Consider the following 26,205-nt stretch of genomic DNA (forward strand, 5'->3'; position numbering starts at 1 on the left):
CGTGCTCAGCCCTTCTGCTTCCGGCGTCGTGCGGACGGCACGGTACGGCCGACGATCACAGTACGCCGGTCGGCCGCGGCGGGCGCGTCCTGGCGGCCCCGGCCCCGGTCCGGGTCCGCGCCCCGGTCCCGGCCCAGCGCCCTGCGCACCCCGTAGCCGAAGGCCGCGACCTTGACGAGCGGGCCGCCGAAGGTGGAGGCCACGGTGCCGGCGAGGGCGGAGGCGTTGGAGGTGACCTCCTGGACGTCGGACGCGATGGCGTCGACCTTGTCCAGCTGGGTCTGCGCGGAGCGCACGGTCGCGGAGGCGTCGGCGAGCAGCGGGACGGCCTTCTCGGTCACGTCCGCGACGAGCTTGGTGGTCGCCCGGAGCGTCTGCGCCAGCCTCACCAGCACCACGGCGAGGAAGGAGACGAGGATCGCCCAGAACACGGCCACCAGGATCCCGGCAACCTCACCACCGGTCACGCTGCACCGCTCTCTGCTGTCGTCGGGTCCCGGTCGGTCGTCGGACCCGTGTGTACACGTCCTCCGACCCTATCGCGCCCGAGCTCCCCGGCCGCACCGCATTACCGCCTGTGGGAGGGGAGTTGCGTACGCCGATTGTACGGAGTGCGCGCGGATGAGTACGCTCCGTGTGCCATGCGACGGAGCAATCTCCCGGCGGAACTGAACCGGTTCGTGGGCCGGGCCGCCGAACAGGACCGACTGGCCCGGATGATCGCCGAGTTCCGGCTGGTCACGGTGGTCGGAGTGGGCGGAGTGGGCAAGACCCGGCTCGCCCTGCGGGCTGCTGCGGCACTGCAGAAACGCTACGTCGACGGGGTGCGGCTCGCCGAGCTGAGCGCGCTGCGCGACCCGGGCCTGGTGGCCCACGCCCTGGTCGAGGCGCTCGGGCTGACCGACCACACGGTGCGCCCGCCGCGCGAGGTCCTCCTCGAACACCTCGCGGAGCGGCGGCTGCTGCTCGTGGTGGACGGTTTCGAGCATCTGGTGGACGAGTGCGCGGGGCTGCTGCGGGAGTTGCTCGCCGGCTGTCCGGGGCTCACGGTCCTCGCGGCGGGCCGCCGGCCGCTGCGGGTGGACGGCGAGGCGGTGTGCACGCTGGCGCCGATGGGCGCGGCGGACGCGCTGGAGCTGCTCACGGGGCGGGCGACGGAGGCGGGCGCGGGGCCGGACGCGGGGCCGGACGCGGGCGGGGTCGCGGGCGGGGATCCGGAGATCCTGCGGGAGCTGTGCCGGCGGCTCGACGGGATCCCGCTGGCGCTCGAACTGGCGGCGGCGCGGCTGCCGCTGCTCACGCCGGAGCAGCTCCTTGCGCGCCTGGAGGACCGCTTCCGGCTGCTCGACGGCGGACGGCGCGGCGCGCTCCCCCGGCATCAGACGCTGCGCACGGCGATCGGCTGGAGCCATGAGCTGTGCACGCCGGAGGAGCGGCTGCTGTGGGCGCGGCTCTCGGTGTTCGCCGGTCCGTTCGACCTGGAGGCCGTGGAGTACGTGTGCGGGGGCGCCGAGCTGCCGGCGGACCGGGTGCTCGACGTGCTCGGCGAGCTGCTCGCGCAGTCGCTCGTGGCGCGCGAGGACACGGTGGCGGGCCCGCGCTACCGGATGCTCGACACGGTCGGGGCGTACGGGGCGGAGTGGCTGGCGGCGCTCGGCGACACCGAGCGGATGCGGCGCCGGCACCGGGACTGGTACATGGGCCTGGCCACCTGGTGCGAGCTGGAGTGGTTCAGCCCGCGGCAGGCGGAGGTGGCGGCGGCGACGGACGTGGCGCTGCCGAATCTGCGGGCGGCCCTCGAGCTGTGCCTGGAGTCGGCGGAGGACACGGCGCTCGCCCAGCATCTGGCGGGGACGCTGTGGTTCTACTGGGCGGGCTGCGGACGCCTGTCGGAGGGCCGGCACTGGCTGGACCGGGCGGTGACGGCCGGCTCGCACCAGCCGGTGGCGCTGCACGAGGACGCCCGGCTCAAGGCGCTGTGGGTGCTCGGGTACGTGGCGGTGCTGCAGGGCGATCCGACGGCGGCGGTGGCGGCGCTGCACGAGTGCGGGGAGCGGGCCCGGATCACCGGGAACGCGCTGGCGGAGGCGTACGCGACGCACCGGATGGGGTGTCTGGCCCTCATCTCGGACGAGCTGCCGCGGGCCGAGGAGCTGCTCGGCACAGCACTGCACTCGTACCGCGAGCTGGGCGAGCTGAACAGCAATGTGCTGATGGGGCAGGTGGAGCTGGCGATGGCGCGGGCCTTCCAGGGTGATCTGGAGGGTGCGGTCGCGCTGTGCGCCGAGGTGCGGGAGGTCTGCGAGGAGCGCGGGGAGCGGTGGACCCGGGCGTACGCGCTGTACGTCCTCGCCTATGCGGCGCTGACGGACGGCGATCCGGTGTCCGCGCGGGAGCTGCTCACCGAGTGCGTGACGATCAACCACGCCTTCCACGATCTGGTGGGTCTGGTGCTCGGGATCGAGCTGCTCGCGCTGGTGACGGTGGTCGAGGAGGATCCGGCGGAGGCGGCGCTGCTGCAGGGGGCGGCGATGCCGGTGTGGCAGTCGGTGGGGCTGCCGCTGTTCGGTTCGAGCAACTTCAACGGGGCCCGCGTGCTGTGCGCCCGGCAGGCGGGCGAGCTGCTCGGCGGGGAGGCGTACGGCGCCTGGTACCGGGAGGGCGAGCGGCTCCCGCTCGACGCGGCGGTGGACCGGGCGCTCGCTGACCGCCGGGAACCGGCCACCGGGAACGGCGCGGGGGCGGCGGCGCCGCGCCCCTTCCGTACCGGCCGGGCACCGGTCCCGGACACGCGGAAGCCCGCCGGCTCCCCCACCGTGTCGGGTGGGGAAGCGGCGGGCTGAACACCGCGGGGGTGGTACTACTGCGCGCCGATGATCAGCGGGCGTAGTACTCGACGACCAGCTGCTCGTCGCAGACGACCGGGATTTCCTTGCGGTTCGGGTCGCGGTCGAGGCGGAAGGCCAGGGCCTTCAGGTTGACCTGCAGGTAGCGCGGGGTCTCGCCGTCGGGGGCGAAGCCACCCTCGCGGGCCACCTGGAACAGGGTCTTGTTGCGCGACTTCTCGCGGACCATCACGACGTCGTCGGGACGGACGCGGAAGGACGGCTTGTCGACCTTGCCACCGTTGACCTGGATGTGGCCGTGGACGACCATCTGGCGGGCCTGGTAGATGGTGCGGGCGATGCCCGAACGCAGGACCAGGGCGTCGAGACGACGCTCGAGCTCGACGACCAGCGCCTCGCCCGTCTTGCCCTCGGCCTTCTTGGCGCGGTCGTAGGCGCGGGCCATCTGGCGCTCGCTGATGTCGTACTGGGCGCGCAGACGCTGCTTCTCGAGCAGACGGACCTTGTAGTCCGAGTTCTGCTTGCGGCCACGGCCGTGCTCGCCGGGCGGGTAGGGGCGGGCCTCGAAGTACTTGACGGCCTTCGGGGTCAGCGCGATGCCGAGGGCACGCGACTTCTTGACCTTGGGACGGGACTGGTTCGGCATGAACCAACCTCTCTCACTGTTTCGAATACGGCTTCACCAGGGTTTAGGGAGGTCGCAATCCGCAGCCGGGAAACCCGTCGGGTCCGCAGGGGACCTGCCGGGCAGCCGCTCCCTGGTCTGGGCACATACGTGCAGCACGCGAACGACCCACCGCCTGCTCCGGGGAATCCCGGTGGTGGTGGGTTGCCCGCGACACCTTCGAAGGTGCGCGACGCTCCTGGAGACCCCGCCCGAAGGCCGGGACTCCGGCTGTCCGTCCTGTTCTGGTGATGCCGGCCGGAGCCGGACACAGGACGCAGCACTTCGGGTCAGTGTACCGGGTCCACCGGGCGCCTCGCGCCGGGCCCTCTCAGCCGCCCTCGCCCTTCAGGCGCTCCCGCACCTTCTCCACCACGTCCGCGTAGCGCGCCTCCGCGCCGTAGCGCGTCGGCTCGTAGTACTGCTTGCCGTGGACCGCGTCCGGCGCGTACTGCTGGCTGGCGATGGCGCCCGGCACGTCGTGCGGATACACATACCCCTGGGCGTGGCCCAGTTTGGCGGCGCCCTTGTAGTGGCCGTCGCGCAGATGCGGCGGTACGGGGCCGGCGAGGCCGCCCTGGACGTCGGCGCGGGCGGCGAAGATCGCGTTCGTCGCCGCGTTGGACTTCGGGGCGAGCGCAAGCGCGATGGTGGCGTGGCTCAGGGTGAGCGCCGCCTCGGGGAAGCCGATCATGGCGACGGCCTGGGCGGCGGCCACGGCGAGCGGCAGGGCGTTCGGGTCGGCGAGGCCGATGTCCTCGCTGGCCGAGATCATCAGGCGCCGGGCGATGAACCGCGGGTCCTCCCCCGCCTCGATCATCCGGGCCAGATAGTGCAGCGCCGCGTCCACGTCGGAGCCGCGGATCGACTTGATCAGCGCGCTCGCCACGTCGTAGTGCTGGTCGCCGTCCCGGTCGTACTTCACGGCCGCCCGGTCGACGGTCTCCTCGACCGTCTCCAGGGTGATGGTCTTCTCCTGCTTGGCGATGGCCGCGCCGGCCGCCGCCTCCAAGGCGGTCAGGGCGCGCCGGGCGTCGCCGCCGGCGATCCGCAGCAGATGCGCCTCGGCGTCCTCGTCGAGCCCGACGGCCCCGCCGAGCCCGCGCTCCTCGTCGAGGGCGCGGCGCAGCAGTCCGCTCAGGTCGGCGTCGGTGAGCGGCTCCAGGGTGAGCAGCAGGGAGCGGGAGAGCAGCGGGGAGATCACCGAGAAGTACGGGTTCTCGGTGGTGGCGGCGATCAGGGTGACCCAGCGGTTCTCGACGGCCGGCAGGAGGGAGTCCTGCTGGGCCTTGGAGAAGCGGTGGATCTCGTCGAGGAAGAGGACGGTCTCCTTGCCGAATCCGCCGACGGCCCGGCGGGCCCCGTCGATGACGGCCCGGACCTCCTTGACGCCGGCGGTGATCGCGGACAGCTCCACGAAGCGCTTGTTGGTGGCCTTGGAGACCACATAGGCGAGGGTGGTCTTGCCGATGCCGGGCGGGCCCCAGAGGATCACCGAGGAGGCGCCGGCCGGTCCGCCGGTGCCGTCGCCGACCAGGCGGCGCAGCGGGGAGCCGGGCTTGAGCAGATGGCTCTGGCCCACGACCTCGTCGAGGGTGCGCGGACGCATCCGGACGGCCAGCGGGCTGCTGGTCGGGTCCTTCTCCTGGCGTTCTTCGGCTGCTGCGGTGAAAAGGTCGGGCTCCACGGTCATGAAGCCTAGGTCACCGCACTGACAGTCCGGTCCGCGCGGCCCGTGCCCGGCCGGTCGCTCAGCTGGTCCAGAAGTCCCACCAGCGGGTCAGGATCAGCATGCCGATGATGCCGATGTGCAGCACCGGGAGCACCCAGGTGAACTCCGAGAAGAAGGTGCGCAGCCCGGCCGGCGCGGGCAGCACCCCGTTGCGCACGTTGTGCGAGGTCACGTACCAGAACATGACGATGGTGGCGGCCCAGGCGAGGCAGCACCAGAGGCAGAGCGAGTTGATCTCGTACAGCGACTGCTGCATCAGCCAGGTGCAGAAGCCGACGCCGAAGAGGGTGCCGGCGTTGAGGCCGAGCCAGTACCAGCGGCGGTAGCGGGCGCCCGCGAGCAGGCCGACGCCGATCGCGATCACCACGGAGTACGTGACGAGGCCGAGCATCGGGTTCGGGAAGCCGAAGACCGAGGCCTGCTCGCTCTTCATGATGTTCCCGCAGGACACGATGGGGTTGAGGCTGCACCCGGGGACGAAGTTCGGGTCTTCCAGGAGCTTGAACTTGTCGATGGTGATGATCCAGGCGGCGAGCAGTCCCGCCGCCCCGGTGATCACCAGGAGCCAGGCGAAGGCGCGGCTCCCGCCGATGGTGCGGGAGTCCTCCCCCGCCGCGGTCCCGCTCGCGGCCGCTGCCTTGGTCATGTCGCTCACTCGCTCTTCGTCGTTTCCGTCGTCTCCGCCGACCGGGGCAGGGTCATTCTGCCGCACCCGGTCGTACGGACGGTGTGAGCGAACGCGGAGGGCCCCCGGCACCGGGTGCCGGGGGCCTCTCTCACGTACAGCCGGTACGGATCAGACGGCGAGCTTCGCCTTCACCGCGTCGACCAGCTCGTCGAGGGCGACCGCCGTCTGCTCGCCGGACTCCATGTCCTTGAGCTGGACCACGCCCTCGGCGAGGTCGCGCTCGCCGGCGACGAGGGTGAAGCGGGCGCCGGAGCGGTTGGCGCTCTTCATGTGGGCCTTGAGGCCCTTCGCGCCGTAGCTGAAGTCCGTGGCCACGCCTTCCTTGCGGAGTCGCGTGACGAACCCGAACAGCACCTTGCGCGCCTCGTCGCCAAGCGCCACCGCGAAGACGCTGGTGGCCGGCGGGATGTCGAGCTCGATGCCCTCGGCCTCGAGCGCGAGGACCGTACGGTCCACGCCGAGCGCCCAGCCGACGGACGGCAGCGCGGGGCCGCCGATCATCTCGGACAGACCGTCGTAACGGCCGCCGCCGCCGACCGCGGACTGCGAGCCGAGTCCGTCGTGGACGAACTCGAAGGTGGTCCGGGTGTAGTAGTCCAGGCCGCGGACCAGCTTGTCGTCGTCCTCGAAGGCCACGCCCGCCGCGGTGAGCAGCTCACGCACCTCGGAGTGGTACGCCTTGCACTCCTCGCACAGATAGTCCTTGAGGAGCGGGGCGTCGACCAGCTGCTTCTGCACGTCGGCACGCTTGTCGTCGAGGACCCGGAGCGGGTTGATCTCGGCGCGGCGCAGCGTCTCCTCGTCGAGGTCGAGACCGCGCAGGAAGGTCTGGAGGGCCTCGCGGTAGACGGGGCGGCACTGCTTGTCGCCGAGCGAGTTCAGCAGGATGCGGAACTCGCGCAGGCCGAGCGAGCGGTAGGCCTGGTCGGCCAGGATGATCAGCTCGGCGTCGAGCGCCGGGTCCTCGGCGCCGATGGCCTCGGCACCGACCTGCGAGAAGTGGCGGTAGCGGCCCTTCTGCGGACGCTCGTAGCGGTAGTACGAGCCGCTGTACCAGAGCTTGACCGGCAGCCCGCCGGCCTTGTGCATGTTGGCTTCCAGGGCCGCGCGCAGGACGGAGGCCGTGCCCTCCGGGCGCAGGGCGAGGTTGGAGCCGCCCTTGGTGGTGAGGGTGTACATCTCCTTGGTCACGATGTCGGTGGACTCGCCGACACCGCGCGCGAACAGGTTGACGTCCTCGAAGCCGGGGGTCTCGACGTACCCGTATCCGGACTTCCGGAGGGGTGCGGAGATCGCGTCACGGACCGCGAGATAGGTCGCCGAGAACGGCGGGATGAGATCGAAGGTGCCCTTGGGGGCCTTGAAGGTGCTCACGAAAGTCTTGTCACATTCCTCGTCGGGGAGCCTGCGTCTCGCTCCCGAGGCCAGCCGTCACCTGCCGCAGATACGGGTTGGTGGCGCGCTCCTGGCCGATGGTCGTCTGGGGACCGTGGCCGGACAGGACGACGGTCGAGTTCTCGAGCGGCAGGACCACGCGGGTCAGCGATGCGAGCATCTCGTCCATGTCACCGCCGGGCAGGTCGGTGCGTCCGATGGAGCCGGCGAACAGCAGGTCGCCGGAGAAGAGGACGGAGGGGATCTCCGTGGTCTCCGGCGTCCGGAAGGTCACCGACCCCTTGGTATGCCCGGGCGCGTGCGCGACGGAGAAGTCGAGGCCCGCGAGCTTCAGCGCGGCACCGTCGGTGAGCTCGTGCACGTCGTCCGGCTCGCCCACGGTCAGCTCGCCTATGAGGGGCATCCCGATGGAGCGGCCGAGGGCCTTCTCCGGGTCGCTCATCATGTACCGGTCGGCGGGGTGGATCCACGCGGGTACGTCATGGGCGCCGCAGACCGGGACGACGGAGGCGACGTGGTCGATGTGGCCGTGCGTGAGGACCACGGCGACGGGCTTGAGCCGATGCTTCTTCAGCGTCTCCTCGACCCCCTGGGCGGCCTGGTGGCCCGGGTCGATGATGACGCACTCCTCGCCCGCGGCGGGGGCGACCACATAACAGTTGGTCCCCCAGGCCCCGGCGGGGAACCCGGCAATCAGCACGATCGTCCTTATTTGTCGTCCGGCAGTTGGCTGCGCCAGTGCGGAACGCAGCGGAATGCAGCAGATCAGAGCCTACCGGCGGTGCGTATTCCACAGCCAACCCGTATACGGTACGGGCACATCCGACCAGGACAGGAACACTCGATCGAAAGGGAGCGGACCCGGTGGTCACCAGCGATCAGCGGCGGCGGCAGCTCGCCAGGGAGAAGTACGCGCGGCAGCAGCAGCGGCGTGCCGAGGCGCAGCGCAAGTCGCGCCGGAACACCGTCATCGCCTCGTCGCTCGCGGTGGTGCTCGCCGCCGGTCTCGCGGTGTGGGCCTCGGTGGCCCTGACCGGCGCCGACAAGGACGACACCAAGAGCGACAGCGCGGCGAGCGCGAGCGACACCCCGAGCGCGGAGCCGACGCCCTCGGGGCAGCCCGAGCCGGCGATGTCGATCGACCAGAAGGCCACGTACACGATGGCCCTCAAGACGAACGTCGGCGACATCAAGGTCACGATGGACGCGGCGAAGGCCCCGCACACCGTGAACTCCTTCAAGCACCTCGCCGACAAGAAGTACTTCGACGGGACCAAGTGCCACCGTCTGACCACCTCGGGCATCTTCGTGCTCCAGTGCGGCGACCCGAAGGGCGACGGCACCGGCGGCCCGGGCTACTCCATCCCGGACGAGAACCTGAACGGGCTCGGCAAGGCCGGCCAGGACGGCTCGGTCACCTTCCCGAAGGGCACCGTGGCGATGGCGAACGCCGGCCCGAACACCGGCGGCAGCCAGTTCTTCCTCGTCTACAAGGACACCAAGCTCCCGCCGAACTACACCCCGTTCGGCACCTTCGACGCGGACGGCCTGAAGGTCGTCGAGGACGTGGCGAAGGCGGGCGTCCAGGGCGGTGCCGGTGACGGCGCGCCGCAGAAGGCGGTCACGATCGAGAAGGCGACCGTCGCCAAGAAGTGAGTGCGGGGGCGGCCCGGCGACCACACCTGCGTACGACCGTTGAATTTCGGTCGCGCTGAGTGCGGACAGCCGGGCCGCCGTTCGCCTAGATTGGCGTTGTACAGCGCAGGCCGACGGCCGCGCTGTGGAGGGCGGGCGAGACCCGCCGGGAAACCGTGGACGATGCCCGGGGGTCGAGGCCCCCGCGACGGCATCATGTGGAGGAGGCGCTGTGAGCAGCGACCCGTGGGGCCGCGTCGACGAGACGGGCACCGTGTACGTGCGTACGGCCGAGGGCGAGCAGGTCGTCGGATCGTGGCAGGCCGGCACCCCTGAGGAGGCGCTGGCCTACTTCGAGCGCAAGTACGAGGGGCTGGTGGTCGAGATCGGCCTCCTCGAGAAGCGGGTGCGGACCACCGACCTGTCGGCCAAGGACGCCACGGCGGCCATCGACCACATCCGGCAGCAGGTCGAGGAGCACCACGCGGTGGGCGACCTCGCCGCGCTGAAGGTCCGGCTCGACAAGCTGGCCGAGTCGGTGGAGTCGCGCCGCGAGGAGCGCAAGGTCCAGAAGGCGAAGCAGGCCGACGAGGCGCGCTCCGCCAAGGAGGCGCTGGTCACCGAGGCCGAGGAGCTGGCGCAGAGCGAGCAGTGGCGGGCCGCCGGCGAGCGGCTGCGGGCCCTGGTGGACACCTGGAAGGGCCTGCCGCGGCTCGACCGGAAGTCCGACGACGAGCTGTGGCACCGCTTCTCGCACGCCCGGTCGGCGTTCTCCAAGCGCCGCAAGGCCCACTTCGCGGCGCTCGACGCGCAGCGCGAGGACGCCCGCAAGATCAAGGAGCGTCTGGTCGGCGAGGCCGAGGCGCTGTCGAACTCCACCGACTGGGGTGCGACGGCCGCCCGCTACCGCGAGCTGATGGCGGAGTGGAAGGCGGCGGGCCGGGCCCAGCGCGAGCACGAGGACGACCTGTGGAACCGCTTCCGCGGCGCCCAGGACGTGTTCTTCGCGGCCCGCAGCGAGGTGTTCGCCGAGCGTGACGCCGAGCAGGTCGAGAACCTCAAGCTGAAGGAAGAGCTCGCGGGCGAGGCGGAGAAGCTGGTTCCGGTCTCGGACCTGAAGGCCGCCCGGGCCGCCTTCCGCTCGATCAACGAGCGCTGGGAGGCCATCGGCCACGTGCCGCGCGATGCGCGTCCGAAGGTCGAGGGCCGGATGCACGCGGTGGAGCGCGCCATCCAGGACGCCGAGGAGAACGAGTGGCGTCGCACCAACCCGGAGGCGCGGGCCCGTGCGGCCGGTCTGACGGGTCAGCTGCAGGACGCCGTCGACAAGCTGCAGAAGCAGATCGACACGGCCCGTGCCGCCGGCAACGACGCCCGGGCCGACAAGCTCGCCAAGGAGCTGGAGGGCCGCCAGGCCCTGCTGGACCAGGCCCTGAAGGGCCTGCAGGAGTTCGGCGGCTGACGCCGGCCCCGTAGCGCTACGGGAAAGGGCCCCCGGCACCTGGTGCCGGGGGCCCTTCCTCGTACCGACTCGCTGTTACGGCCTGCGGGCGCTGGTCACGCGGTACACGTCGTACACGCCCTCCACGCCCCGGACCGCCTTCAGGACGTGGCCCAGGTGCTTGGGGTCGCCCATCTCGAAGGTGAAGCGGGAGGTGGCCACTCGGTCGCGGGACGTCTGGACGGCGGCCGAGAGGATGTTGACGTGCTGGTCCGAGAGGACCCGGGTGACGTCCGAGAGGAGCCGCGAGCGGTCCAGCGCCTCGACCTGGATGGCGACCAGGAAGACCGAGGACTGGGTCGGGGCCCACTCGACCTCCAGGATCCGCTCGGGCTCCCGGGACAGCGACTCCACGTTGACGCAGTCGCTGCGGTGAACCGATACGCCGCTGCCGCGGGTGACGAAGCCGATGATCGGGTCGCCGGGCACCGGGGTGCAGCAGCGGGCCAGCTTCACCCAGACGTCCTCGACGCCCCGGACCACCACGCCCGGGTCGGCGTTGGAGCGGCGCTTGGCGCGGCCGCGGGTCGGCGGGGCGGCCTCGGCGATGTCCTCGGTCGCGGCCTCCTCGCCGCCGAGCGCCTGGACCAGCTTTTGCACGATGGACTGGGCGGTGACATGGCCCTCGCCGATCGCCGCGTACAGCGAGGAGATGTCGGTGTAGCGCAGCTCGTGGGCGAGGGTGACCAGCGAGTCGCCGGTGAGGATGCGCTGGATCGGCAGGTTCTGCTTGCGCATGGCCCGCGCGATGGCGTCCTTGCCCTGCTCGATGGCCTCCTCGCGGCGCTCCTTGGAGAACCAGGCGCGGATCTTGTTGCGGGCGCGCGGCGATTTGACGAAGCCCAGCCAGTCCCGGGAGGGTCCGGCGCCGGCCGCCTTGGAGGTGAAGACCTCCACCAGGTCGCCGTTGTCGAGGGTGGACTCGAGCGGGACGAGCCGGCCGTTGACCCGGGCCCCTATGGTGCGGTGGCCGACCTCGGTGTGGACGGCGTACGAGAAGTCGACCGGGGTGGCGCCGGCGGGCAGCGCGATGACATCGCCCTTGGGGGTGAAGACGAAGACCTCGTTGCGCGACAGGTCGAAGCGCAGCGACTCCAGGAACTCGCCCGGGTCCTCGGTCTCCTTCTGCCAGTCGAGCAGCTGGCGCAGCCACGCCATGTCGTTGAGGTGGTCGTCCTTGCCGCCGCCCTTGGGCACGTCGGTGCGGACCTTGGAGGCGCCGGCGACGGCCTCCTGCTTGTACTTCCAGTGCGCGGCGATGCCGTACTCGGCGCGGCGGTGCATGTCGAAGGTGCGGATCTGCAGCTCGACGGGCTTGCCGTTGGGGCCGATGACCGTCGTGTGCAGCGACTGGTACATGTTGAACTTCGGCATCGCGATGTAGTCCTTGAACCGGCCGGGGACCGGGTTCCATCGCGCGTGGACGGTGCCGAGGGCCGCGTAGCAGTCGCGGACGGTGTCCACGAGGACGCGGATGCCGACCAGGTCGTAGATCTCCGCGAAGTCCCGGCCGCGGACGATCATCTTCTGGTAGACGCTGTAGTAGTGCTTCGGCCGGCCGGTGACGGTGGCCTTGATACGGGCGGCCCGCAGGTCGGCCTGGACCTCGTCGGTCACTATCGCGAGGTACTCGTCCCGCTTGGGCGCGCGCTCGGCGACGAGCCGGACGATCTCGTCGTACATCTTGGGGTAGAGGATCGCGAAGGCGAGGTCCTCCAGCTCCCACTTGATGGTGTTCATGCCCAGCCGGTGCGCCAGCGGGGCGTAGATCTCCAGGGTCTCGCGGGCCTTCTTCTCCTGCTTCTCCCGCTTGAGGTAGCGCATGGTGCGCATGTTGTGCAGGCGGTCGGCGAGCTTGATGACGAGGACCCGGGGGTCCTTGGCCATGGCGACGACCATCTTGCGGACGGTCTCGGCCTGCGCGGCCTCGCCGAACTTGACCTTGTCGAGCTTGGTGACGCCGTCGACGAGGAGGGCGACCTGGTCGCCGAAGTCGCGGCGCAGGTCCTCCAGGCCGTACTCGGTGTCCTCGACGGTGTCGTGGAGGAGTCCGGCCATCAGCGTCGCCGGGTCCATGCCGAGCTCGGCGAGGATCGTGGTGACGGCGAGCGGGTGGGTGATGTACGGGTCGCCGCTCTTGCGCTTCTGGCCGCGGTGCCAGCGCTCGGCGACCTGGTAGGCGCGCTCGACCTGGCGCAGGGTCGCCGTCTCGATCTTCGGGTCGTTGGAGCGGACGATCCGCAGCAGCGGTTCGAGGACCGGGTTGTACGGGGACGAGCGCTGGACGCCGAGGCGGGCGAGCCGGGCCCGGACGCGGCTGGAGGAGCCGCCGGAGCGGGCGGGCGGGGCCGGCGTGGGCCGGGCGGACGGGGCCGGAGCGGGCGCCGCGGGCCGGGGCCTGTTCTCCGCGGGCGGGTTCTGGGGCGCGGCTGTGCCCTGCGCGGCCTGGTCGGCCTGCTTGTCGGGCTGCGCGGCGGAGAGTGGCTGGGCCTCGTCTGGCAAGAGCGCTCCTCGGGCATTTCCGGGTCCCCCGGTCAGGCCCGGAAAGGCCATCGTATCGAGCCGGGAGCACCTGTGCTCACGTGCCTGCGAGCTGAGACGGCGCCGGGACCTGTTTCCGGGCTGTGTCCGAAAAACGACGGGGGCGGCCCGGGGATTCCCCGGGCCGCCCCTCGTACGAGGGCAGACCGGACCTCGTACGGGTCGTACCGCCTCCGGTACGGGTCCGGCCGCGGTACGGGTCCGGCCGGCCCTCGTACGGGGCCGGTGCCGCGCGGACGCGCGCCGCGACGTGGAACCGCCCCGGTCCGAGGCGGTGAGCCTCGGGCCGGGGCGGTTCCTGTACGGGTCGGACGGTGGCCCGTCAGACCGTGATGAGCGCGGTAAGCGGTGCGCCGCCGAGGGCGGGCTCCAGGCGGGCCCGGCCCGGCAGGAAGCCGAGCTCCATGAGGACGGCGACGCCGGCGACCTCGGCCCCGGCGCGCCGGATGAGCTCGATGGAGGCCTCGGCGGTGCCGCCGGTGGCGAGGACGTCGTCGATGACCATGACGCGGTCGCCCGCTGCCAGGTCCTCGGCGTGCACCTCGATCTCGGCGGTGCCGTACTCCAGCTCGTACGCCTGCCGCAGGGTGGCCCCGGGCAGCTTTCCGGCCTTGCGGACCGGGATGAAGCCCAGGCCCGCGCGGACGGCGACGGGCGCGGCCAGGATGAAGCCGCGGGCCTCCAGACCCACGATCTTCGTCGCGCCGTGCGCGGCGCACAGCCCGGCCAGCACGTCGGTGAGCGCCGTGAACGCCTCCGGGTCCGCGAGCAGCGGGGTGATGTCCTTGAACAGCACTCCGGGCTTCGGGTAGTCGGGAACGTCCCGGATCCGGCTGAGCAGCAGCTCGGTGGTGCGCTGCGCCTCGGCCGTCATCCGCGCCGCCCGGTGGAGCGGCCGCGGCGGCCGTGCTGGCCGACGACGGCCGGCTCGGCGTCCGTCACGTCCGCCGGGTCGGCGTCGAGCGCCTCGCCCTTGGCGGCCGCGGCGGCCCGCTTGGCGAGGACGCGCTTCTTCAGGGCCTTCATCGCCGGCTCGCGCTCCTTGAGGTCGGCGACGAGCGGGGTGGCGATGAAGATCGAGGAGTACGCACCGGCGGCGAGACCCACGAACAGCGACAGCGAGATGTCGTTCAGCATGCCGGCGCCGAGGACGCCGCCGCCGATGAAGAGCAGGCCGGCGACCGGGAGCAGGGCCACGACCGTGGTGTTGATCGAACGGACCAGGGTGCCGTTGATCGAGCGGTTCGCGATGTCGCTGTAGGTCCAGCGGGTCTGCTTGGTGATGTCCTTCGTCTGCTCCTTGAGCGAGTCGAAGACGACGACCGTGTCGTAGAGCGAGTAACCGAGGATCGTCAGCAGACCGATGACCGTGCCGACCGTGACCTCGAAGCCGACCAGCGAGTAGATGCCGACGGTGATGGTGAGGTCGTGGATCAGCGCGACAAGCGCCGCGACGGCCATCCGCCACTCGAAGGCGATCGCCAGGTAGATCACCACGAGGATCATGAAGATCCCGAGGCCGGTCCAGGCCTTGTTGGCGATCTGCTCGCCCCAGCTCGGGCCGACGAGCTCGGCCGCGATCTTCGGCTCGGGGACGTTCAGGTCCTTGGCGAGCTCCGCGCGGACCTGGTCGGACTTGGCGGTGTCGAGGCCGCCGACCTGGATGCGCAGGGAGCCGCTGCCGAGCTTCTGGACGACCGCCGGGTGGCCGGAGGCCTCCTCGGCGTACTCCTGGGCCTGGGAGACGGAGACGTCCGACTTCGGGGTGGTGAAGACGGCGCCGCCCTGGAACTCGATGCCCATGTTCAGGCCGCGCACCGCGAGGGCGACGATGGCCGTGATCGTGATGAGGATCGAGATGCCGTACCAGATACGGCGGTTGCCGATGAAGTCGTAGCCGACCTCACCGCGGTGGAGTCGGGCGCCGAGATCGCCGAGCTTCGACATCTCACGCCTCCTTCGGGTCGACGGGGCCGGCGGGGGCGGAGGTGCGGCGCGTGCGGCGCAGCGGCGGCTTGGCGCCGAGGCTCTTCGGGTCGAGGCCGGACAGCTTGTGGCCGTTGCCGAAGAACTTGGTGCGGGCCACCAGCGTCATCACCGGCTTGGTGAAGAGGAACACCACCACGATGTCGAGCAGCGTGGTCAGACCGAGGGTGAACGCGAAGCCCTGGACCTTGCCGACGGTGACGATGAAGAGCACCGCGGCGGCGAGGAACGACACGAAGTCGGAGACCAGGATGGTGCGGCGGGCCCGCGGCCAGGCGCGCTCGACGGCCGGGCGCAGGGTCCGGCCCTCGCGGATCTCGTCGCGGATGCGCTCGAAGTACACGATGAACGAGTCGGCGGTGATGCCGATGGCGACGATGGCACCGCAGACGGCCGGCAGGTTCAGCGCGAAGCCGATGGCCGGGCCGAGCAGCGACATGATCACGTAGGTGAGCAGGGCCGAGACGCCGAGGCTGGCGATCGCGATGAGCGACAGGCCACGGTAGTAGGCCACCAGGTAGATGATGACCAGGGCGAGGCCGATGGCGCCGGCGATCAGACCGGCCTGCAGCTGCTCGCCGCCGAGGGCGGCGGTGACGGTGTCGACGCTCTGGGTCTCGAAGGAGAGCGGCAGGGCACCGTAGGACAGGATGTTGCCGAGGTCCTGGGCCGACTGCTGGTTGAAGCTGCCGGAGATCTCGGCGCTGGCGCTCAGCGTCTGGCGCACCGACGGGGCCGAGACGACCTCGCCGTCGAGGACGATGGCGAACTGGTTCAGCGGCTCGGTCTGCGCCGACAGCTTGCTGGTGATCTTCTGGAACTTCTTCGAACCGGAGTCCGTGAAGTCCATGGTCACGATCCACATGCCGCGCTGCTGGTCGAAGACGCCCGCGGCGTCGTCGACGTCCTTGCCGTCGACCTCGGCCGGGCCGAGCAGGTACTTCTCCCACTGGCCGATCGAGTTCTTGCCACAGGCGACGGTGGTGTCGGTGGGCTTGACGCCCACGCCGGCGGCGCTGCGCTGCTTGGGGTCGAGGCAGTTGAGCGCCGCGAACTTCTGCTGCAGGGCGGCGGTCGCCGCGTCGGCGGTCGGCGTGGGGGCCGGCGGCGTGGTGGCCTTCGGCGCGCCGGAGGCGCTCGCGGTCGGCGTCGGGCTCGGGGCCTTCAGGGCCTCGGAGACCGCGCGGCCCTGGGTGGAGGCGCTCGCCGACGGGGTGGCGGACTTCTTGTCCTTGCCCTGGTCCGCGGTGGCGCCGGAGGGCTTCGCCGACGGAGTGGCCGAGCCGCTCGGGGTGGCGCTCGGGTTCGGCGCGGGCTGCTCGGCCGCGGCGACGGCCAGGACCGGCCGGAAGTACAGCTGGGCGGTGGTGCCGACCTGCTCGCGAGCCTGCTTCTCGTTCGATCCCCGCGGGATGTTCACGATGATGTTCTCGCGGCCCTGGGTCTGGACCTCGGCCTCGGAGACACCCAGACCATTGACACGGCGCTCGATGATGCCGACCGCGGTGTTCATGTTGGTCTCGTTGACGGCGGACTCCTGTCCGGGCTCCGCCTTCGCCTTGAGCGTGATCGACGTGCCGCCGGCGAGGTCGATGCCCAGGCGCGGGGTGGTGTGCCCCGACCAGAACATGCCGCCGGTGAGCGCGACCATGGCGATCACAATGAGTGCCAGGGCGCGGCCCGGCCGGCTCTGGCCCCCCGCCGGCCTTCGGCCCTTCTTCGGTGCTGCCACCTGTCGTTTCTCCCTGTCCAAACCGCCCCGCGCCGGGTGGGCGCGCGACGGCCACGAAGTGTGTGTGGGGACCTGCCCCCGCAGACCTGGAACCGTTCCGGGGCGGCGGACGCCGGTGGGCGTCCGCTTGCACCCCGGAGGCGATTACTTCGCCTCGGTCTCCCCGTCGGCCTTGCCGTCCTTCTCGACCTCGGCGTCCGCCGGAGCGGCGTCCTTCTTGGTCAGGTCGGCCTTGGCCGCCCCCTCCTGGCCCTTGGCGTCGTCGGCGTCCCCGGTGAGCGAGGAGGCGTCGTCCGGAACGACGGCGTCGGTCTCGCTGTCGTCGTCACCGTGGACGATCCGGTTGTACTCGGAGTCCTCGAGGACCGCGCCGATCGCGTTCTTGGCGTAGACCGCGTGCACGCCGGGCGCGACCTCGAGGAGAACGGTCTCGTCGCCGATCTCCTTGACGGTGGCGTACATCCCCCCGATGGTGCGTACGCCGGTGCCGGGCTGCATTTCGTTCCGCATCTGAGCCGCCTGCGCCTGCTTCTTCTTGGCGGAGCGGGTCATCAGGAACATGGCCCCGATGAGGACGATGAAGGGGAGGAGGGTCACGATGTTCACGGGACGGGTTTCCTTCGCACGGTCGCGGAGGAACCGCGGCCTGATCTTCGGGGGTGGGTACGCCGACCAGAAAGGGCGGCAACGGCGGAGTCTAGGCGAGTCCGCATCGATGGAACAACGCCCAGCATGGCACCGTGGTTCCTGACCGGGCGACTATCCGCGCCGTCACCCCTTCGTCACATCCCGAACAGCCCCGCTTGTCCCTTTCCCCCTCCGCTTCCGGCCCCGCCCGGGCCCGCTGCCTGCGGCGGAACCAGTCCGAGGTGGCTCCAGGCGGCGGGCGTGGCGACCCGGCCACGGGGCGTGCGCGCGAGCAGTCCCTCCCGTACGAGGAAGGGCTCGGCGACCTCCTCGACGGTCTCGCGCTCCTCGCCGACCGCGACCGCGAGGGTGGACAGGCCGACCGGGCCGCCGCCGAAGAGCTTGAGCAGCGCCTCCAGGACCGCGCGGTCGAGGCGGTCGAGGCCGCGGCTGTCCACCTCGTACACGCCGAGGGCGGCGGCGGCGATCTCGCGGGTGATCATGCCGTCGGCCTTGACCTGGGCGTAGTCGCGGACGCGGCGGAGCAGCCGGTTGGCGATGCGCGGGGTGCCGCGGGAGCGGCCGGCGATCTCGGCGGCGCCGGCCGGGTCGACGGCGACGTCGAGGAGTCCGGCGGAGCGGGTGACGACCCGCTCCAGCTCGTGCGGCTCGTAGAACTCCATGTGGGCGGTGAAGCCGAAGCGGTCGCGCAGCGGGGGCGGCAGCAGGCCGGCCCGGGTGGTGGCGCCGACCAGGGTGAAGGGCGGCAGGTCGAGCGGGATGGCGGTGGCGCCGGGGCCCTTGCCGACGATGACGTCGACGCGGAAGTCCTCCATCGCCATGTAGAGCATCTCCTCGGCGGGCCGGGACATCCGGTGGATCTCGTCGAGGAAGAGGATCTCGCCCTCCTGGAGGGAGGAGAGGATCGCGGCGAGGTCGCCGGCGTGCTGGATGGCGGGGCCGGAGGTGATCCGGATCGGCGCGTTCATCTCCGCGGCGATGATCATCGACAGGGTCGTCTTGCCGAGGCCGGGGGCGCCGGAGAGCAGCACGTGGTCGGCGGTGGCGCCGCGCTGGCGGGCGGCCCTGAGGACCAGGTCGAGCTGCTGGCGCACCTTCTCCTGGCCGATGAACTCGCCCAGGTCCTTGGGGCGCAGCGCGGCCTCGACAGCCTGGTCGTCGCCCTCGGCGGCGGCGCCGACGATCCGCTCCGCGGCGGTGTCCGTCTCGTCGTCCCAGTTCACGTGGTCTGCCTTCGTGGTGGTGGTGCGGTGGAAAATCCAGCCCGCTGGGGGTCCCCTCACGCCGCCAGGCGTAGGGGGAGTTTGAGGCGCGGGGGTCCGGGGGCGGAGCCCCCGGTTTCGGGATGGGGGTACCTCCCGGGCGAAGCCCAGGGGGAGGGCGGGGTGGGGTGAGGCCCCGCGCAGCGGCATCCGTCAGCGCGCCCGGTTCAGGCTCTGCAGCGCCGCCCGGAGCAGCTGCGGGACCGGGGCCGAGCCGCCGGAGGCGATCGCGGCCTCGGCCTGCGGGGTGACGGCGGCGACGGCCTCCTCGGCCTCGCGGCTCGCGTAGCCGAGGCCGATGAGGGCGGCGGAGAGCTGCTCGGTCCAGGGGGCGGGGCCGGTGGCGACGGCGCGCTGCTGGCCGACCAGGCCGCTGCTGCCGAGCGGGGCGCCGAGCTTGTCCTTCAGTTCGAGGAGGAGTTTCTGGGCGCCCTTCTTGCCGATGCCGGGCACGGCGGTGAGCGCCTTCTCGTCGCCGGTGGAGACCGCGAGGCGCAGCGCGTCGGGGCTGTGCACGCCGAGCATGGCCTGGGCGAGGCGGGGGCCGACGCCGCTGGCGGTCTGCAGCAGCTCGAAGACCTGCCGCTCGTCGTCGTCCGCGAAGCCGTACAGGGTGAGCGAGTCCTCGCGGACGACCAGGGAGGTGGCCAGGCGCGCGGGCTCGCCGATCCGGAGGCCCGCGATGGTGTTCGGGGTGCACTGGACGGCCATGCCGACGCCGCCGACCTCGACGACGGCGGTCGTGGGGGCGAGGGCGGCGACCGGGCCGCTGACGAAGGCGATCATGACGTGCGGCCTTTCGAGGCGTGCAGGGCGACGGCCTGCTGGAGGCGGTTCTGGGCGGGGGCGCGCCAGATGTGGCAGATGGCGAGGGCGAGGGCGTCGGCCGCGTCGGCCGGCTTGGGCGGCGCGGAGAGCCGGAGCAGCCGGGTGACCATGGCGCCGACCTGCGCCTTGTCGGCGCGGCCGCTGCCGGTGACGGCGGCCTTGACCTCGCTGGGGGTGTGCAGGGCGACGGGCAGTCCGCGGCGGGCGGCGCACAGCATGGCGACGGCGCTGGCCTGCGCGGTGCCCATCACCGTACGCACGTTGTGCTGGCTGAACACCCGCTCCACGGCGACGAGTTCGGGCTCGAAGCGGTCGATCCACTCCTCGATGCCGCGCTCGATGCCGACCAGGCGGACGCCGATGTCGGCGTCGGCCGGGGTGCGGACGACACCGACGCCGAGCATGGTGAGCGGCCGGCCGGCGACGCCCTCGACGACGCCGACGCCGCACCGGGTGAGTCCCGGGTCCACCCCGAGTACGCGCACGCCCGCCCCCTCCCTGATCTCCCTGATCGCAAGTCTGTTTGTGCAGGCTATCCGCTGCCACTGACAACGCGGCACAAAGCAGCGGGCCGACGGGGTGTGTCCCCGTCGGCCCGCTGCTGAAGCCGCCCTGGATCAGGCGTCGATCAGGCGTCGACCTTCGCCATGACCTCGTCGCTGACGTCGAAGTTGGCGTAGACGTTCTGCACGTCGTCGCTGTCCTCGAGCGCGTCGATCAGCTTGAACATCTTGCGCGCGCCCTCCTCGTCGAGGTCGACCTGGAGGGTCGGGACGAAGCTGGACTCGGCCGAGTCGTAGTCGACTCCGGCCTCCTGGAGCGCGGTGCGGACCGCGACCAGGTCGGTGGACTCGCTGATGATCTCGAAGTTCTCGCCGAGGTCGTTGACCTCCTCGGCGCCCGCTTCGAGCACGACCTCCAGGACGTCGTCCTCGGACCGCTCGCCCTTGGGGACGATGACGACGCCCTTGCGGTTGAACAGGTACGAAACGGAGCCCGGGTCGGCCATCGAGCCGCCGTTGCGGGTCATGGCGACGCGCACGTCGGAGGCGGCACGGTTGCGGTTGTCGGTGAGGCACTCGATGAGCACGGCGACACCGTTCGGGCCGTAACCCTCGTACATGATCGTCGCGTAGTCGACCCCGCCGGCCTCGAGGCCGCCGCCGCGCTTGATCGCGGAGTCGATGTTCTTGTTCGGAACCGACTGCTTCTTCGCCTTCTGCACGGCGTCGAACAGCGTCGGGTTACCGTCCAGGTCGGCGCCGCCGGTGCGGGCCGCGACCTCGATGTTCTTGATCAGCTTCGCGAAGAGCTTGCCGCGCTTGGCGTCGATCACGGCCTTCTTGTGCTTCGTCGTAGCCCATTTAGAGTGGCCGGACATCTGCCTGTCTCCTTCGCGTAACCAATTTCTGAACGAACCCCAGAGATCCTACAAGGATCGGGTCACCGCTCGGTGCGCACCATGTCCACAAAGAGTTGGTGGATCCGGTGATCGCCGGTGAGCTCGGGGTGGAACGAGGTCGCGAGGGCCTTGCCCTGCCGTACGGCGACGATGTGGCCCTCGTGCTCGGCGAGCACCTCGACCTCGGCGCCGACCGACTCCACCCAGGGGGCACGGATGAAGACGCCCTCGACGGGGGTGTCTATTCCGGCGACGGTGACCCCGGCCTCGAAGGACTCGTTCTGCCGTCCGAAGGCGTTGCGGCGCACGATCATGTCGATGCCGCCGAAGGTCTCCTGGCCCGAGCGCGGGTCGAGGATCTTGTCGGCGAGCATGATCAGACCGGCGCAGGTGCCGTAGACGGGCAGGCCGCCGGCGATCCGCTCGCGCAGCGGCTCCATGAGGCCGAAGAGCACGGCCAGCTTGGAGATGGTGGTGGACTCGCCGCCGGGTATGACGAGGCCGTCGACCTCGGCGAGCTCCTCGGGACGCCGGACCGGCCTGGCCACGGCGTCAGCCGCGGCCAGGGCGATCAGGTGCTCCCGTACGTCGCCCTGGAGAGCCAGGACACCGATCACGGGGGTGCTGCTCATCGGTGCTTACCAGCCCCGGTTCGCGTAGCGCTCGGCCTCGGGGAGGGTGTCGCAGTTGATGCCGACCATGGCCTCGCCCAGGTTGCGGGAGGCGTCCGCGATGACCTTCGGGTCGTCGTAGAAGGTGGTGGCCTTCACGATGGCGGCGGCGCGCTTGGCCGGGTCGCCCGACTTGAAGATGCCGGAGCCGACGAAGACGCCCTCGGCGCCGAGCTGGCGCATCAGCGCGGCGTCGGCCGGGGTGGCCACACCACCGGCGGAGAACAGCACGACGGGCAGCTTGCCGAGCTCGGCGACCTCCTTGACGAGCTCGTACGGGGCGCGCAGCTCCTTGGCGGCGGCGAAGAGCTCGTTGTGGTCGAGGGCGCGCAGGTGGCCGATCTCGTTCTTGATCTGGCGCAGGTGGCGGACGGCCTCGACGACGTTGCCGGTGCCGGCCTCGCCCTTGGAGCGGATCATGGCCGCGCCCTCGGCGATGCGGCGCAGGGCCTCGCCCAGGTTGGTGGCGCCACAGACGAAGGGGGTGGTGAAGGCCCACTTGTCGGAGTGGTTGACCTCGTCGGCCGGGGTGAGGACCTCGGACTCGTCGATGTAGTCGACGCCGAGGGACTGCAGGACCTGGGCCTCGACGAAGTGGCCGATGCGGGACTTGGCCATGACCGGGATGGAGACCGCGCCGATGATCTCCTCGATCATGTTCGGGTCGGACATCCGGGCCACGCCGCCGTCCTTGCGGATGTCCGCGGGGACCCGCTCCAGGGCCATGACGGCGACGGCGCCGGCGTCCTCGGCGATCTTCGCCTGCTCGGCGTTGACCACGTCCATGATCACGCCGCCCTTGAGCTGCTCGGCCATGCCGCGCTTGACGCGGGCGGTGCCGGTCTCGGGGGACTGGGCGGTGGTGGAAGGCGTGCTGGACACGGGTACCTCACATGTGACAACGGGGTTGACGACAAGAGTGAGGAAACAGGCCGCGAGCGGTCCACAGCAAGGGCCAATGTGTACCCGGTGGATCGTTTTCACCGGTTACGAAGGTGATCAGCGCTCAGGCCGGACGATCCGCAAGCGCAACGGGCGGTTCGTCGTCCATTTCGAAGGCCATGGGGAAGGGGGCGTGGCCCGCGAGGCGGAACCAGCGCACCTTGCGGTGCCGCCGCAGCGCCCGGGCCGCGCGGACGGCGTCGTTGTGGAAGCGGCGGGCCATCGGCACCCGGCGCACGGCTGCCGCGAGCTCCCCCGCGGCCTCCTCGCCGCCCGGCGCCGCGCGTACGACCTCGACCTGCTCGGGCTCCCCGAACACGGCGCGCAGCGCCTGGCTGAGCTCGCTCTCGGCGACCTCCCGCTGGTCCTCCTCGGCCTGCCGGGCCGCGTGCGCCGCCTCGTACAGCACGATCGAGGCCGCCGGGTCCAGGACGCCGGAGGTGGCGAGCTCCTGCGCGACCGACGCCCGCCGCAGCAACTGCGCGTCCAGCGCGGCGCGGGCCGCGTCGATCCGCGTGTGCAGCCGGTCGAGCCGCCCGGCCGTCCAGCTGAGGTAGACGCCGATGAGAATCAGCGCGGCCACGGTCCAGATCAGGGTTTCGGTCACGGGCGCACAGGCTACCGGGACCCCGGCAGCCTCCCCTCCCACACCTCCTGATCATGCCCGAACAGCCCGCGCACGAGCCGCCCGCCCGCGCGCTCCCCGACCCGGCCGAGCCGGCCCCATGGGCACCGCCGGCCGGATGATGCGGGGCTCACAGCCCCAGCCGCGCCCGCAACCCCCCGCCCGTTCGCTCGTCCGTCGCCACCGAGGCCGCGCCGTCCGTCACCGTCTCGTAGACGGCGAGGATGTCCGCGCCGACCGTGGACCAGTCGAAGCGGCGGACGTGGGCCGAGCCGCGTTCGCGGAGCTGTTCGCGGCGGGGGGCGTCGCCGAGGAGGGCGATGGCGCGGGCGGCGAGGTCGTCGGCGTCCTCGTTGGCGAAGAGGTCGCCGGCCGCGCCCTGGTCGAGGACCTGGGCGAAGGCGTCGAGGTCGGAGGCGAGGACCGGGGCGCCCGCCGAGAGGGCCTCGACGAGGATGATGCCGAAGCTCTCGCCGCCGGTGTTGGGGGCGACGTACACGTCGACGCTGCGCAGCAGCCGCGCCTTGTCCTCGTCGCTGACCATGCCGAGGAACTCGACCCGGGAGCGCATCTCCTTCGGCAGGGAGGCGACGGCCTCCTCCTCGTCGCCGCGGCCGGCGACGAGCAGCCGGGTGTCGGGCCGCTCGGCCAGGATCTTCGGGAGCGCGCGCATGAGGACCGGCAGGCCCTTGCGCGGCTCGTCGATCCGCCCGATGAAGCCGAGCGTGCCCCCGCTCCACTCCTTCTTCGGCTCGGCCCGCGCGAAGAAGTCCACGTCGACGCCGTTGGGGATGACCACCGCGTCGCCGCCGAGGTGCTCGACCAGAGTGCGGCGCGCGTACTCGCTCACCGCGATCCGCGCGCTGATCTTCTCCAGGGCGGGCTGGAGGATCGGGTACGCGGCGATCATCGCCCGCGAGCGCGGGTTGGAGGTGTGGAAGGTGGCCACGATCGGGCCCTGCGCCGCCCAGCAGGTGAGCAGGCCCAGCGAGGGCGAGGCCGGCTCGTGGATGTGGACCACGTCGAAGGTGCCCTCGTGCAGCCAGCGCCGCACCCGGGCCGCCGAGAGGAAGCCGAAGTTCAGCCGGGCGACGGAGCCGTTGTACGGCACGGGGACCGCGCGGCCCGCCGACACCACGTACGGCGGCAGCGGGGTCTCGTCGTCGGCCGGCGCGAGGACGGAGACCTCGTGGCCGAGCCGGATCAGATGCTCCGCGAGGTCGCGGATGTGGAACTGGACGCCGCCCGGCACGTCCCAGGAGTACGGGCAGACGATCCCGATCTTCACGCGGTCCGCTCCCCCTCCGGACGCTGCCCATCCGGGCACGGCCCATCCGGGCGCGGCCCCTGTGAACGCCCGTCCTGGCCCTCCGGACGCCGCTCCAGGTCCGCGAGCCACAACCGCTGCAGCATGTGCCAGTCCTCCGGGTGCTCGGCGATGCCCTCGGCGAAGACGTCCGCGAGGGCCTGCGTCATGGAGGACGTCTTCTCGGCCCGCGTACCTGACCCGGGTACCTCGATCGGGGCGTGCACCTGGCCCTTCATGACGTCCGTCTCGTCGTACCAGAGCGTCACGGGCAGCAGCAGCGCGCCGGTCTGCTGGGCGAGGATCGCGGGCCCGGCGGGCATCCGCGTCTTCTCGCCGAAGAAGGAGACCTCGACGCCCGAGGACGACAGGTCGCGGTCGGCGACCAGACAGACCAGGCCGCCGGCCCGCAGTCGGCGGGCGAGCGTGCCGAAGGCGGAGCCGCCGGTGTGCGGCAGCACCTCCATGCCGAGGGACTCGCGGTAGGCGACGAAGCGGTCGAACAGGGTCTCCGGCTTCAGCCGCTCGGCGACGGTGGTGAAGGGCACGCCGAGCGCCCGGGTCACCCACACGCCCGCGAGGTCCCAGTTCGCCATGTGCGGCAGGGCGAGGATGACGCCCCGGTCGGAGGCGAGCCCGTCGGTCAGGTGGTGGACGTCCTTGGGGTCGAAACTGCCCGCCGCCCGCTCCTTGCTCCAGGTGGGCAGCCGGAAGGACTCCATCCAGTAGCGCATGTACGAGCGCATGCCGGCCTTCGACAGCTCCTGGAGCCGCTGCGGCGTGGGGTCGGGCACCACCCGGGCGAGGTTCGCCTCCAGGCGCAGCACGCTCTTGCCGCGCCGGTTCCACACGGTGTCGGCGATGCGGCGGCCGAGGCCCTTCGCCACCGGCTCGGGCAGCTTCTTCACGGTGGCCCAGCCGAGCCCGTACAGGCCGTCGGCCACCCGGTCCTTCAGACCGCTCATGACGTCGCCTCGCTCCCCCGGGCGGCGGCGTCCGCCTCCGCCGACTCCCTGCGCACGGTCACGACCCGCTGTCCGAGCGTCACGGCCGAGCCGACCGCCACGATCCACAGGGCGATCGGCAGCAGCACCTGGATGCCGGGCACGCCGAAGCCGTGGAGTCCGGCGAGGCCGGCGGCGACCAGCGAGATCACCAGGCGCTCGGCGCGCTCGACGAGGCCGTTGACGGCCACCGGCAGGCCGATCGATTCACCACGCGCCTTGGTGTACGACACCACCTGGCCGCTGGCCAGGCAGAAGATCGCGACCGCGCACAGCACGTTGTCGTCGCCCTTGCCCGCGTACCAGAGTGCGAAGCCGCCGAAGATCGCCCCGTCGGCGACCCGGTCGAGGGTCGAGTCGAGGAAGGCGCCCCAGCGGCTGGAGACCCCGGCCTGCCGGGCCATGTTGCCGTCGACCAGGTCGGAGAAGACGAACAGCGTGATCACGATCGTCCCCCAGAAGAACTCTCCGCGGGGGAAGAAGACCAGCGCGCCGACGACGACGCCGGCCGTGCCGATGAGCGTGACGGTGTCGGGGCTCACGCCCCGGCGGAGCAGAAACGCGGCGAACGGTGTGAGGACACGCGTGAAGAACGCACGCGCGTACTTGTTCAGCATGGCCTTGTGGCCTTCCCGATGTTCGTGGGCCGCGCGGCCCCTACGACCACCGGCCCGCCCATCGTAGCCACGCGGGCCCCCGCCGCAGCGGCGGCACCCGCCCGCCGCGTCGCCCCCGCCGTGCGCGGCCGGCCGCGGGCCGCCGCGCGTACGACGTATGGACGCACCGTGACGTCGGTG

At 71.6% G+C, this 26,205-nt stretch carries 24 protein-coding genes; 3 read left to right on the forward strand and 21 right to left on the reverse strand.

Translation table 11 applies throughout. The features are described 5' to 3' along the window. Positions 1-5 precede the first annotated feature (5 nt). Positions 6-467: a DUF948 domain-containing protein gene (locus JAO84_RS05875; RefSeq protein ID WP_370411047.1), complete on the reverse strand. Its 462-nt coding sequence runs from the start codon at positions 465-467 to the stop codon at positions 6-8. Between the two features lie 174 nt (positions 468-641). Here JAO84_RS05875 and JAO84_RS05880 point away from each other — a divergent pair, with 174 nt between their 5' ends. Next, on the forward strand, positions 642-2,843 hold the full coding sequence (locus JAO84_RS05880) for an AAA family ATPase (protein WP_370411049.1): 2,202 nt from the start codon (positions 642-644) through the stop codon (positions 2,841-2,843). 34 nt (positions 2,844-2,877) lie between these two features. Here the strand turns inward: JAO84_RS05880 and rpsD are convergent, their stop codons facing one another. From rpsD to JAO84_RS05905, 5 genes are all read right to left on the reverse strand, one after another. Then, positions 2,878-3,492, reverse strand: a complete 615-nt coding sequence (gene rpsD, locus JAO84_RS05885) for a 30S ribosomal protein S4 (protein ID WP_265867159.1) — start codon at positions 3,490-3,492, stop codon at positions 2,878-2,880. Between the two features lie 349 nt (positions 3,493-3,841). Further along, a complete protein-coding gene (locus JAO84_RS05890) occupies positions 3,842-5,197 on the reverse strand; it encodes a replication-associated recombination protein A (RefSeq protein WP_370411051.1) in 1,356 nt (451 codons plus the stop codon). A 64-nt stretch (positions 5,198-5,261) separates the two neighbouring features. Beyond that, positions 5,262-5,888: a vitamin K epoxide reductase family protein gene (locus tag JAO84_RS05895; RefSeq protein ID WP_370411053.1), complete on the reverse strand. Its 627-nt coding sequence runs from the start codon at positions 5,886-5,888 to the stop codon at positions 5,262-5,264. 150 nt (positions 5,889-6,038) lie between these two features. Next, positions 6,039-7,304 (reverse strand): histidine--tRNA ligase, encoded by a 1,266-nt coding sequence (hisS, locus tag JAO84_RS05900; RefSeq protein WP_370411055.1) that lies wholly within the window; start codon positions 7,302-7,304, stop codon positions 6,039-6,041. A 10-nt stretch (positions 7,305-7,314) separates the two neighbouring features. Continuing rightward, the gene (locus JAO84_RS05905) at positions 7,315-8,025 is read right to left on the reverse strand and encodes an MBL fold metallo-hydrolase (RefSeq protein ID WP_370411057.1); all 711 of its coding nucleotides are present in this window, start codon (positions 8,023-8,025) and stop codon (positions 7,315-7,317) included. A gap of 164 nt (positions 8,026-8,189) precedes the next feature. Here JAO84_RS05905 and JAO84_RS05910 point away from each other — a divergent pair, with 164 nt between their 5' ends. Next, positions 8,190-8,981 (forward strand): peptidylprolyl isomerase, encoded by a 792-nt coding sequence (locus JAO84_RS05910; RefSeq protein WP_370411059.1) that lies wholly within the window; start codon positions 8,190-8,192, stop codon positions 8,979-8,981. 211 nt (positions 8,982-9,192) lie between these two features. Further along, on the forward strand, positions 9,193-10,422 hold the full coding sequence (locus JAO84_RS05915) for a DUF349 domain-containing protein (protein WP_265867165.1): 1,230 nt from the start codon (positions 9,193-9,195) through the stop codon (positions 10,420-10,422). 75 nt (positions 10,423-10,497) lie between these two features. Here the strand turns inward: JAO84_RS05915 and JAO84_RS05920 are convergent, their stop codons facing one another. From JAO84_RS05920 to pgsA, 15 genes are all read right to left on the reverse strand, one after another. Further along, positions 10,498-12,963 carry a bifunctional (p)ppGpp synthetase/guanosine-3',5'-bis(diphosphate) 3'-pyrophosphohydrolase gene (locus JAO84_RS05920; RefSeq protein ID WP_370411061.1) on the reverse strand — a complete coding sequence of 822 codons (2,466 nt, stop codon included), beginning with the start codon at positions 12,961-12,963 and terminating at the stop codon, positions 10,498-10,500. Positions 12,964-13,324: 361 nt separating this feature from the next. After that, the gene (locus tag JAO84_RS05925) at positions 13,325-13,876 is read right to left on the reverse strand and encodes an adenine phosphoribosyltransferase (protein WP_370411063.1); all 552 of its coding nucleotides are present in this window, start codon (positions 13,874-13,876) and stop codon (positions 13,325-13,327) included. Next, a complete protein-coding gene (gene secF / locus JAO84_RS05930) occupies positions 13,873-14,949 on the reverse strand; it encodes a protein translocase subunit SecF (RefSeq protein ID WP_370411065.1) in 1,077 nt (358 codons plus the stop codon). The genes JAO84_RS05925 and secF overlap by 4 nt, the downstream gene beginning before the upstream one ends. Before the next feature lies 1 nt (position 14,950). Then, the gene (gene secD, locus JAO84_RS05935; protein ID WP_370411067.1) at positions 14,951-16,720 is read right to left on the reverse strand and encodes a protein translocase subunit SecD; all 1,770 of its coding nucleotides are present in this window, start codon (positions 16,718-16,720) and stop codon (positions 14,951-14,953) included. Positions 16,721-16,864: 144 nt separating this feature from the next. Beyond that, positions 16,865-17,326 carry a preprotein translocase subunit YajC gene (gene yajC / locus JAO84_RS05940; RefSeq protein WP_370411069.1) on the reverse strand — a complete coding sequence of 154 codons (462 nt, stop codon included), beginning with the start codon at positions 17,324-17,326 and terminating at the stop codon, positions 16,865-16,867. A gap of 176 nt (positions 17,327-17,502) precedes the next feature. Continuing rightward, positions 17,503-18,591, reverse strand: coding sequence for a Holliday junction branch migration DNA helicase RuvB (ruvB, locus tag JAO84_RS05945; RefSeq protein WP_370411071.1), 1,089 nt, complete (start codon positions 18,589-18,591; stop codon positions 17,503-17,505). A gap of 192 nt (positions 18,592-18,783) precedes the next feature. Continuing rightward, the gene (gene ruvA, locus JAO84_RS05950; protein WP_370411073.1) at positions 18,784-19,416 is read right to left on the reverse strand and encodes a Holliday junction branch migration protein RuvA; all 633 of its coding nucleotides are present in this window, start codon (positions 19,414-19,416) and stop codon (positions 18,784-18,786) included. Next, positions 19,413-19,943, reverse strand: coding sequence for a crossover junction endodeoxyribonuclease RuvC (gene ruvC, locus JAO84_RS05955; protein ID WP_370411075.1), 531 nt, complete (start codon positions 19,941-19,943; stop codon positions 19,413-19,415). Before ruvC ends, ruvA begins: the two co-directional genes overlap by 4 nt. A gap of 143 nt (positions 19,944-20,086) precedes the next feature. Continuing rightward, positions 20,087-20,839 (reverse strand): YebC/PmpR family DNA-binding transcriptional regulator, encoded by a 753-nt coding sequence (locus JAO84_RS05960; RefSeq protein WP_265865405.1) that lies wholly within the window; start codon positions 20,837-20,839, stop codon positions 20,087-20,089. Positions 20,840-20,901: 62 nt separating this feature from the next. Then, positions 20,902-21,492, reverse strand: coding sequence for a pyridoxal 5'-phosphate synthase glutaminase subunit PdxT (gene pdxT / locus JAO84_RS05965; RefSeq protein ID WP_370411077.1), 591 nt, complete (start codon positions 21,490-21,492; stop codon positions 20,902-20,904). A 6-nt stretch (positions 21,493-21,498) separates the two neighbouring features. Continuing rightward, positions 21,499-22,413: a pyridoxal 5'-phosphate synthase lyase subunit PdxS gene (pdxS, locus tag JAO84_RS05970; protein WP_265865407.1), complete on the reverse strand. Its 915-nt coding sequence runs from the start codon at positions 22,411-22,413 to the stop codon at positions 21,499-21,501. A 124-nt stretch (positions 22,414-22,537) separates the two neighbouring features. Further along, a complete protein-coding gene (locus JAO84_RS05975) occupies positions 22,538-23,080 on the reverse strand; it encodes a hypothetical protein (RefSeq protein ID WP_370411079.1) in 543 nt (180 codons plus the stop codon). A 148-nt stretch (positions 23,081-23,228) separates the two neighbouring features. After that, positions 23,229-24,386, reverse strand: coding sequence for a glycosyltransferase family 4 protein (locus JAO84_RS05980; RefSeq protein WP_370411081.1), 1,158 nt, complete (start codon positions 24,384-24,386; stop codon positions 23,229-23,231). Further along, positions 24,383-25,369, reverse strand: coding sequence for a phosphatidylinositol mannoside acyltransferase (locus JAO84_RS05985; protein WP_370411083.1), 987 nt, complete (start codon positions 25,367-25,369; stop codon positions 24,383-24,385). Before JAO84_RS05985 ends, JAO84_RS05980 begins: the two co-directional genes overlap by 4 nt. Further along, positions 25,366-26,025 (reverse strand): phosphatidylinositol phosphate synthase, encoded by a 660-nt coding sequence (gene pgsA / locus JAO84_RS05990; protein WP_365755747.1) that lies wholly within the window; start codon positions 26,023-26,025, stop codon positions 25,366-25,368. The genes JAO84_RS05985 and pgsA overlap by 4 nt, the downstream gene beginning before the upstream one ends. Positions 26,026-26,205 lie beyond the last annotated feature (180 nt).

Origin of the sequence: Streptomyces fradiae (assembly GCF_041270065.1) — a bacterium.
In the GTDB taxonomy this organism is placed as follows: domain Bacteria; phylum Actinomycetota; class Actinomycetes; order Streptomycetales; family Streptomycetaceae; genus Streptomyces.

Coding starts and splice junctions, on each gene's coding strand:
- JAO84_RS05895 (WP_370411053.1), bottom strand. CDS start 5,888: ATGACCAAGGCAGCGGCCGCGAGCGGGACCGCGGCGGGGGAGGACTCC.
- rpsD (WP_265867159.1), bottom strand. CDS start 3,492: ATGCCGAACCAGTCCCGTCCCAAGGTCAAGAAGTCGCGTGCCCTCGGC.
- pgsA (WP_365755747.1), bottom strand. CDS start 26,025: ATGCTGAACAAGTACGCGCGTGCGTTCTTCACGCGTGTCCTCACACCG.
- JAO84_RS05880 (WP_370411049.1), top strand. CDS start 642: ATGCGACGGAGCAATCTCCCGGCGGAACTGAACCGGTTCGTGGGCCGG.
- JAO84_RS05925 (WP_370411063.1), bottom strand. CDS start 13,876: ATGACGGCCGAGGCGCAGCGCACCACCGAGCTGCTGCTCAGCCGGATC.
- pdxT (WP_370411077.1), bottom strand. CDS start 21,492: ATGAGCAGCACCCCCGTGATCGGTGTCCTGGCTCTCCAGGGCGACGTA.
- secF (WP_370411065.1), bottom strand. CDS start 14,949: ATGTCGAAGCTCGGCGATCTCGGCGCCCGACTCCACCGCGGTGAGGTC.
- JAO84_RS05960 (WP_265865405.1), bottom strand. CDS start 20,839: ATGTCCGGCCACTCTAAATGGGCTACGACGAAGCACAAGAAGGCCGTG.
- JAO84_RS05985 (WP_370411083.1), bottom strand. CDS start 25,369: ATGAGCGGTCTGAAGGACCGGGTGGCCGACGGCCTGTACGGGCTCGGC.
- ruvA (WP_370411073.1), bottom strand. CDS start 19,416: ATGATCGCCTTCGTCAGCGGCCCGGTCGCCGCCCTCGCCCCCACGACC.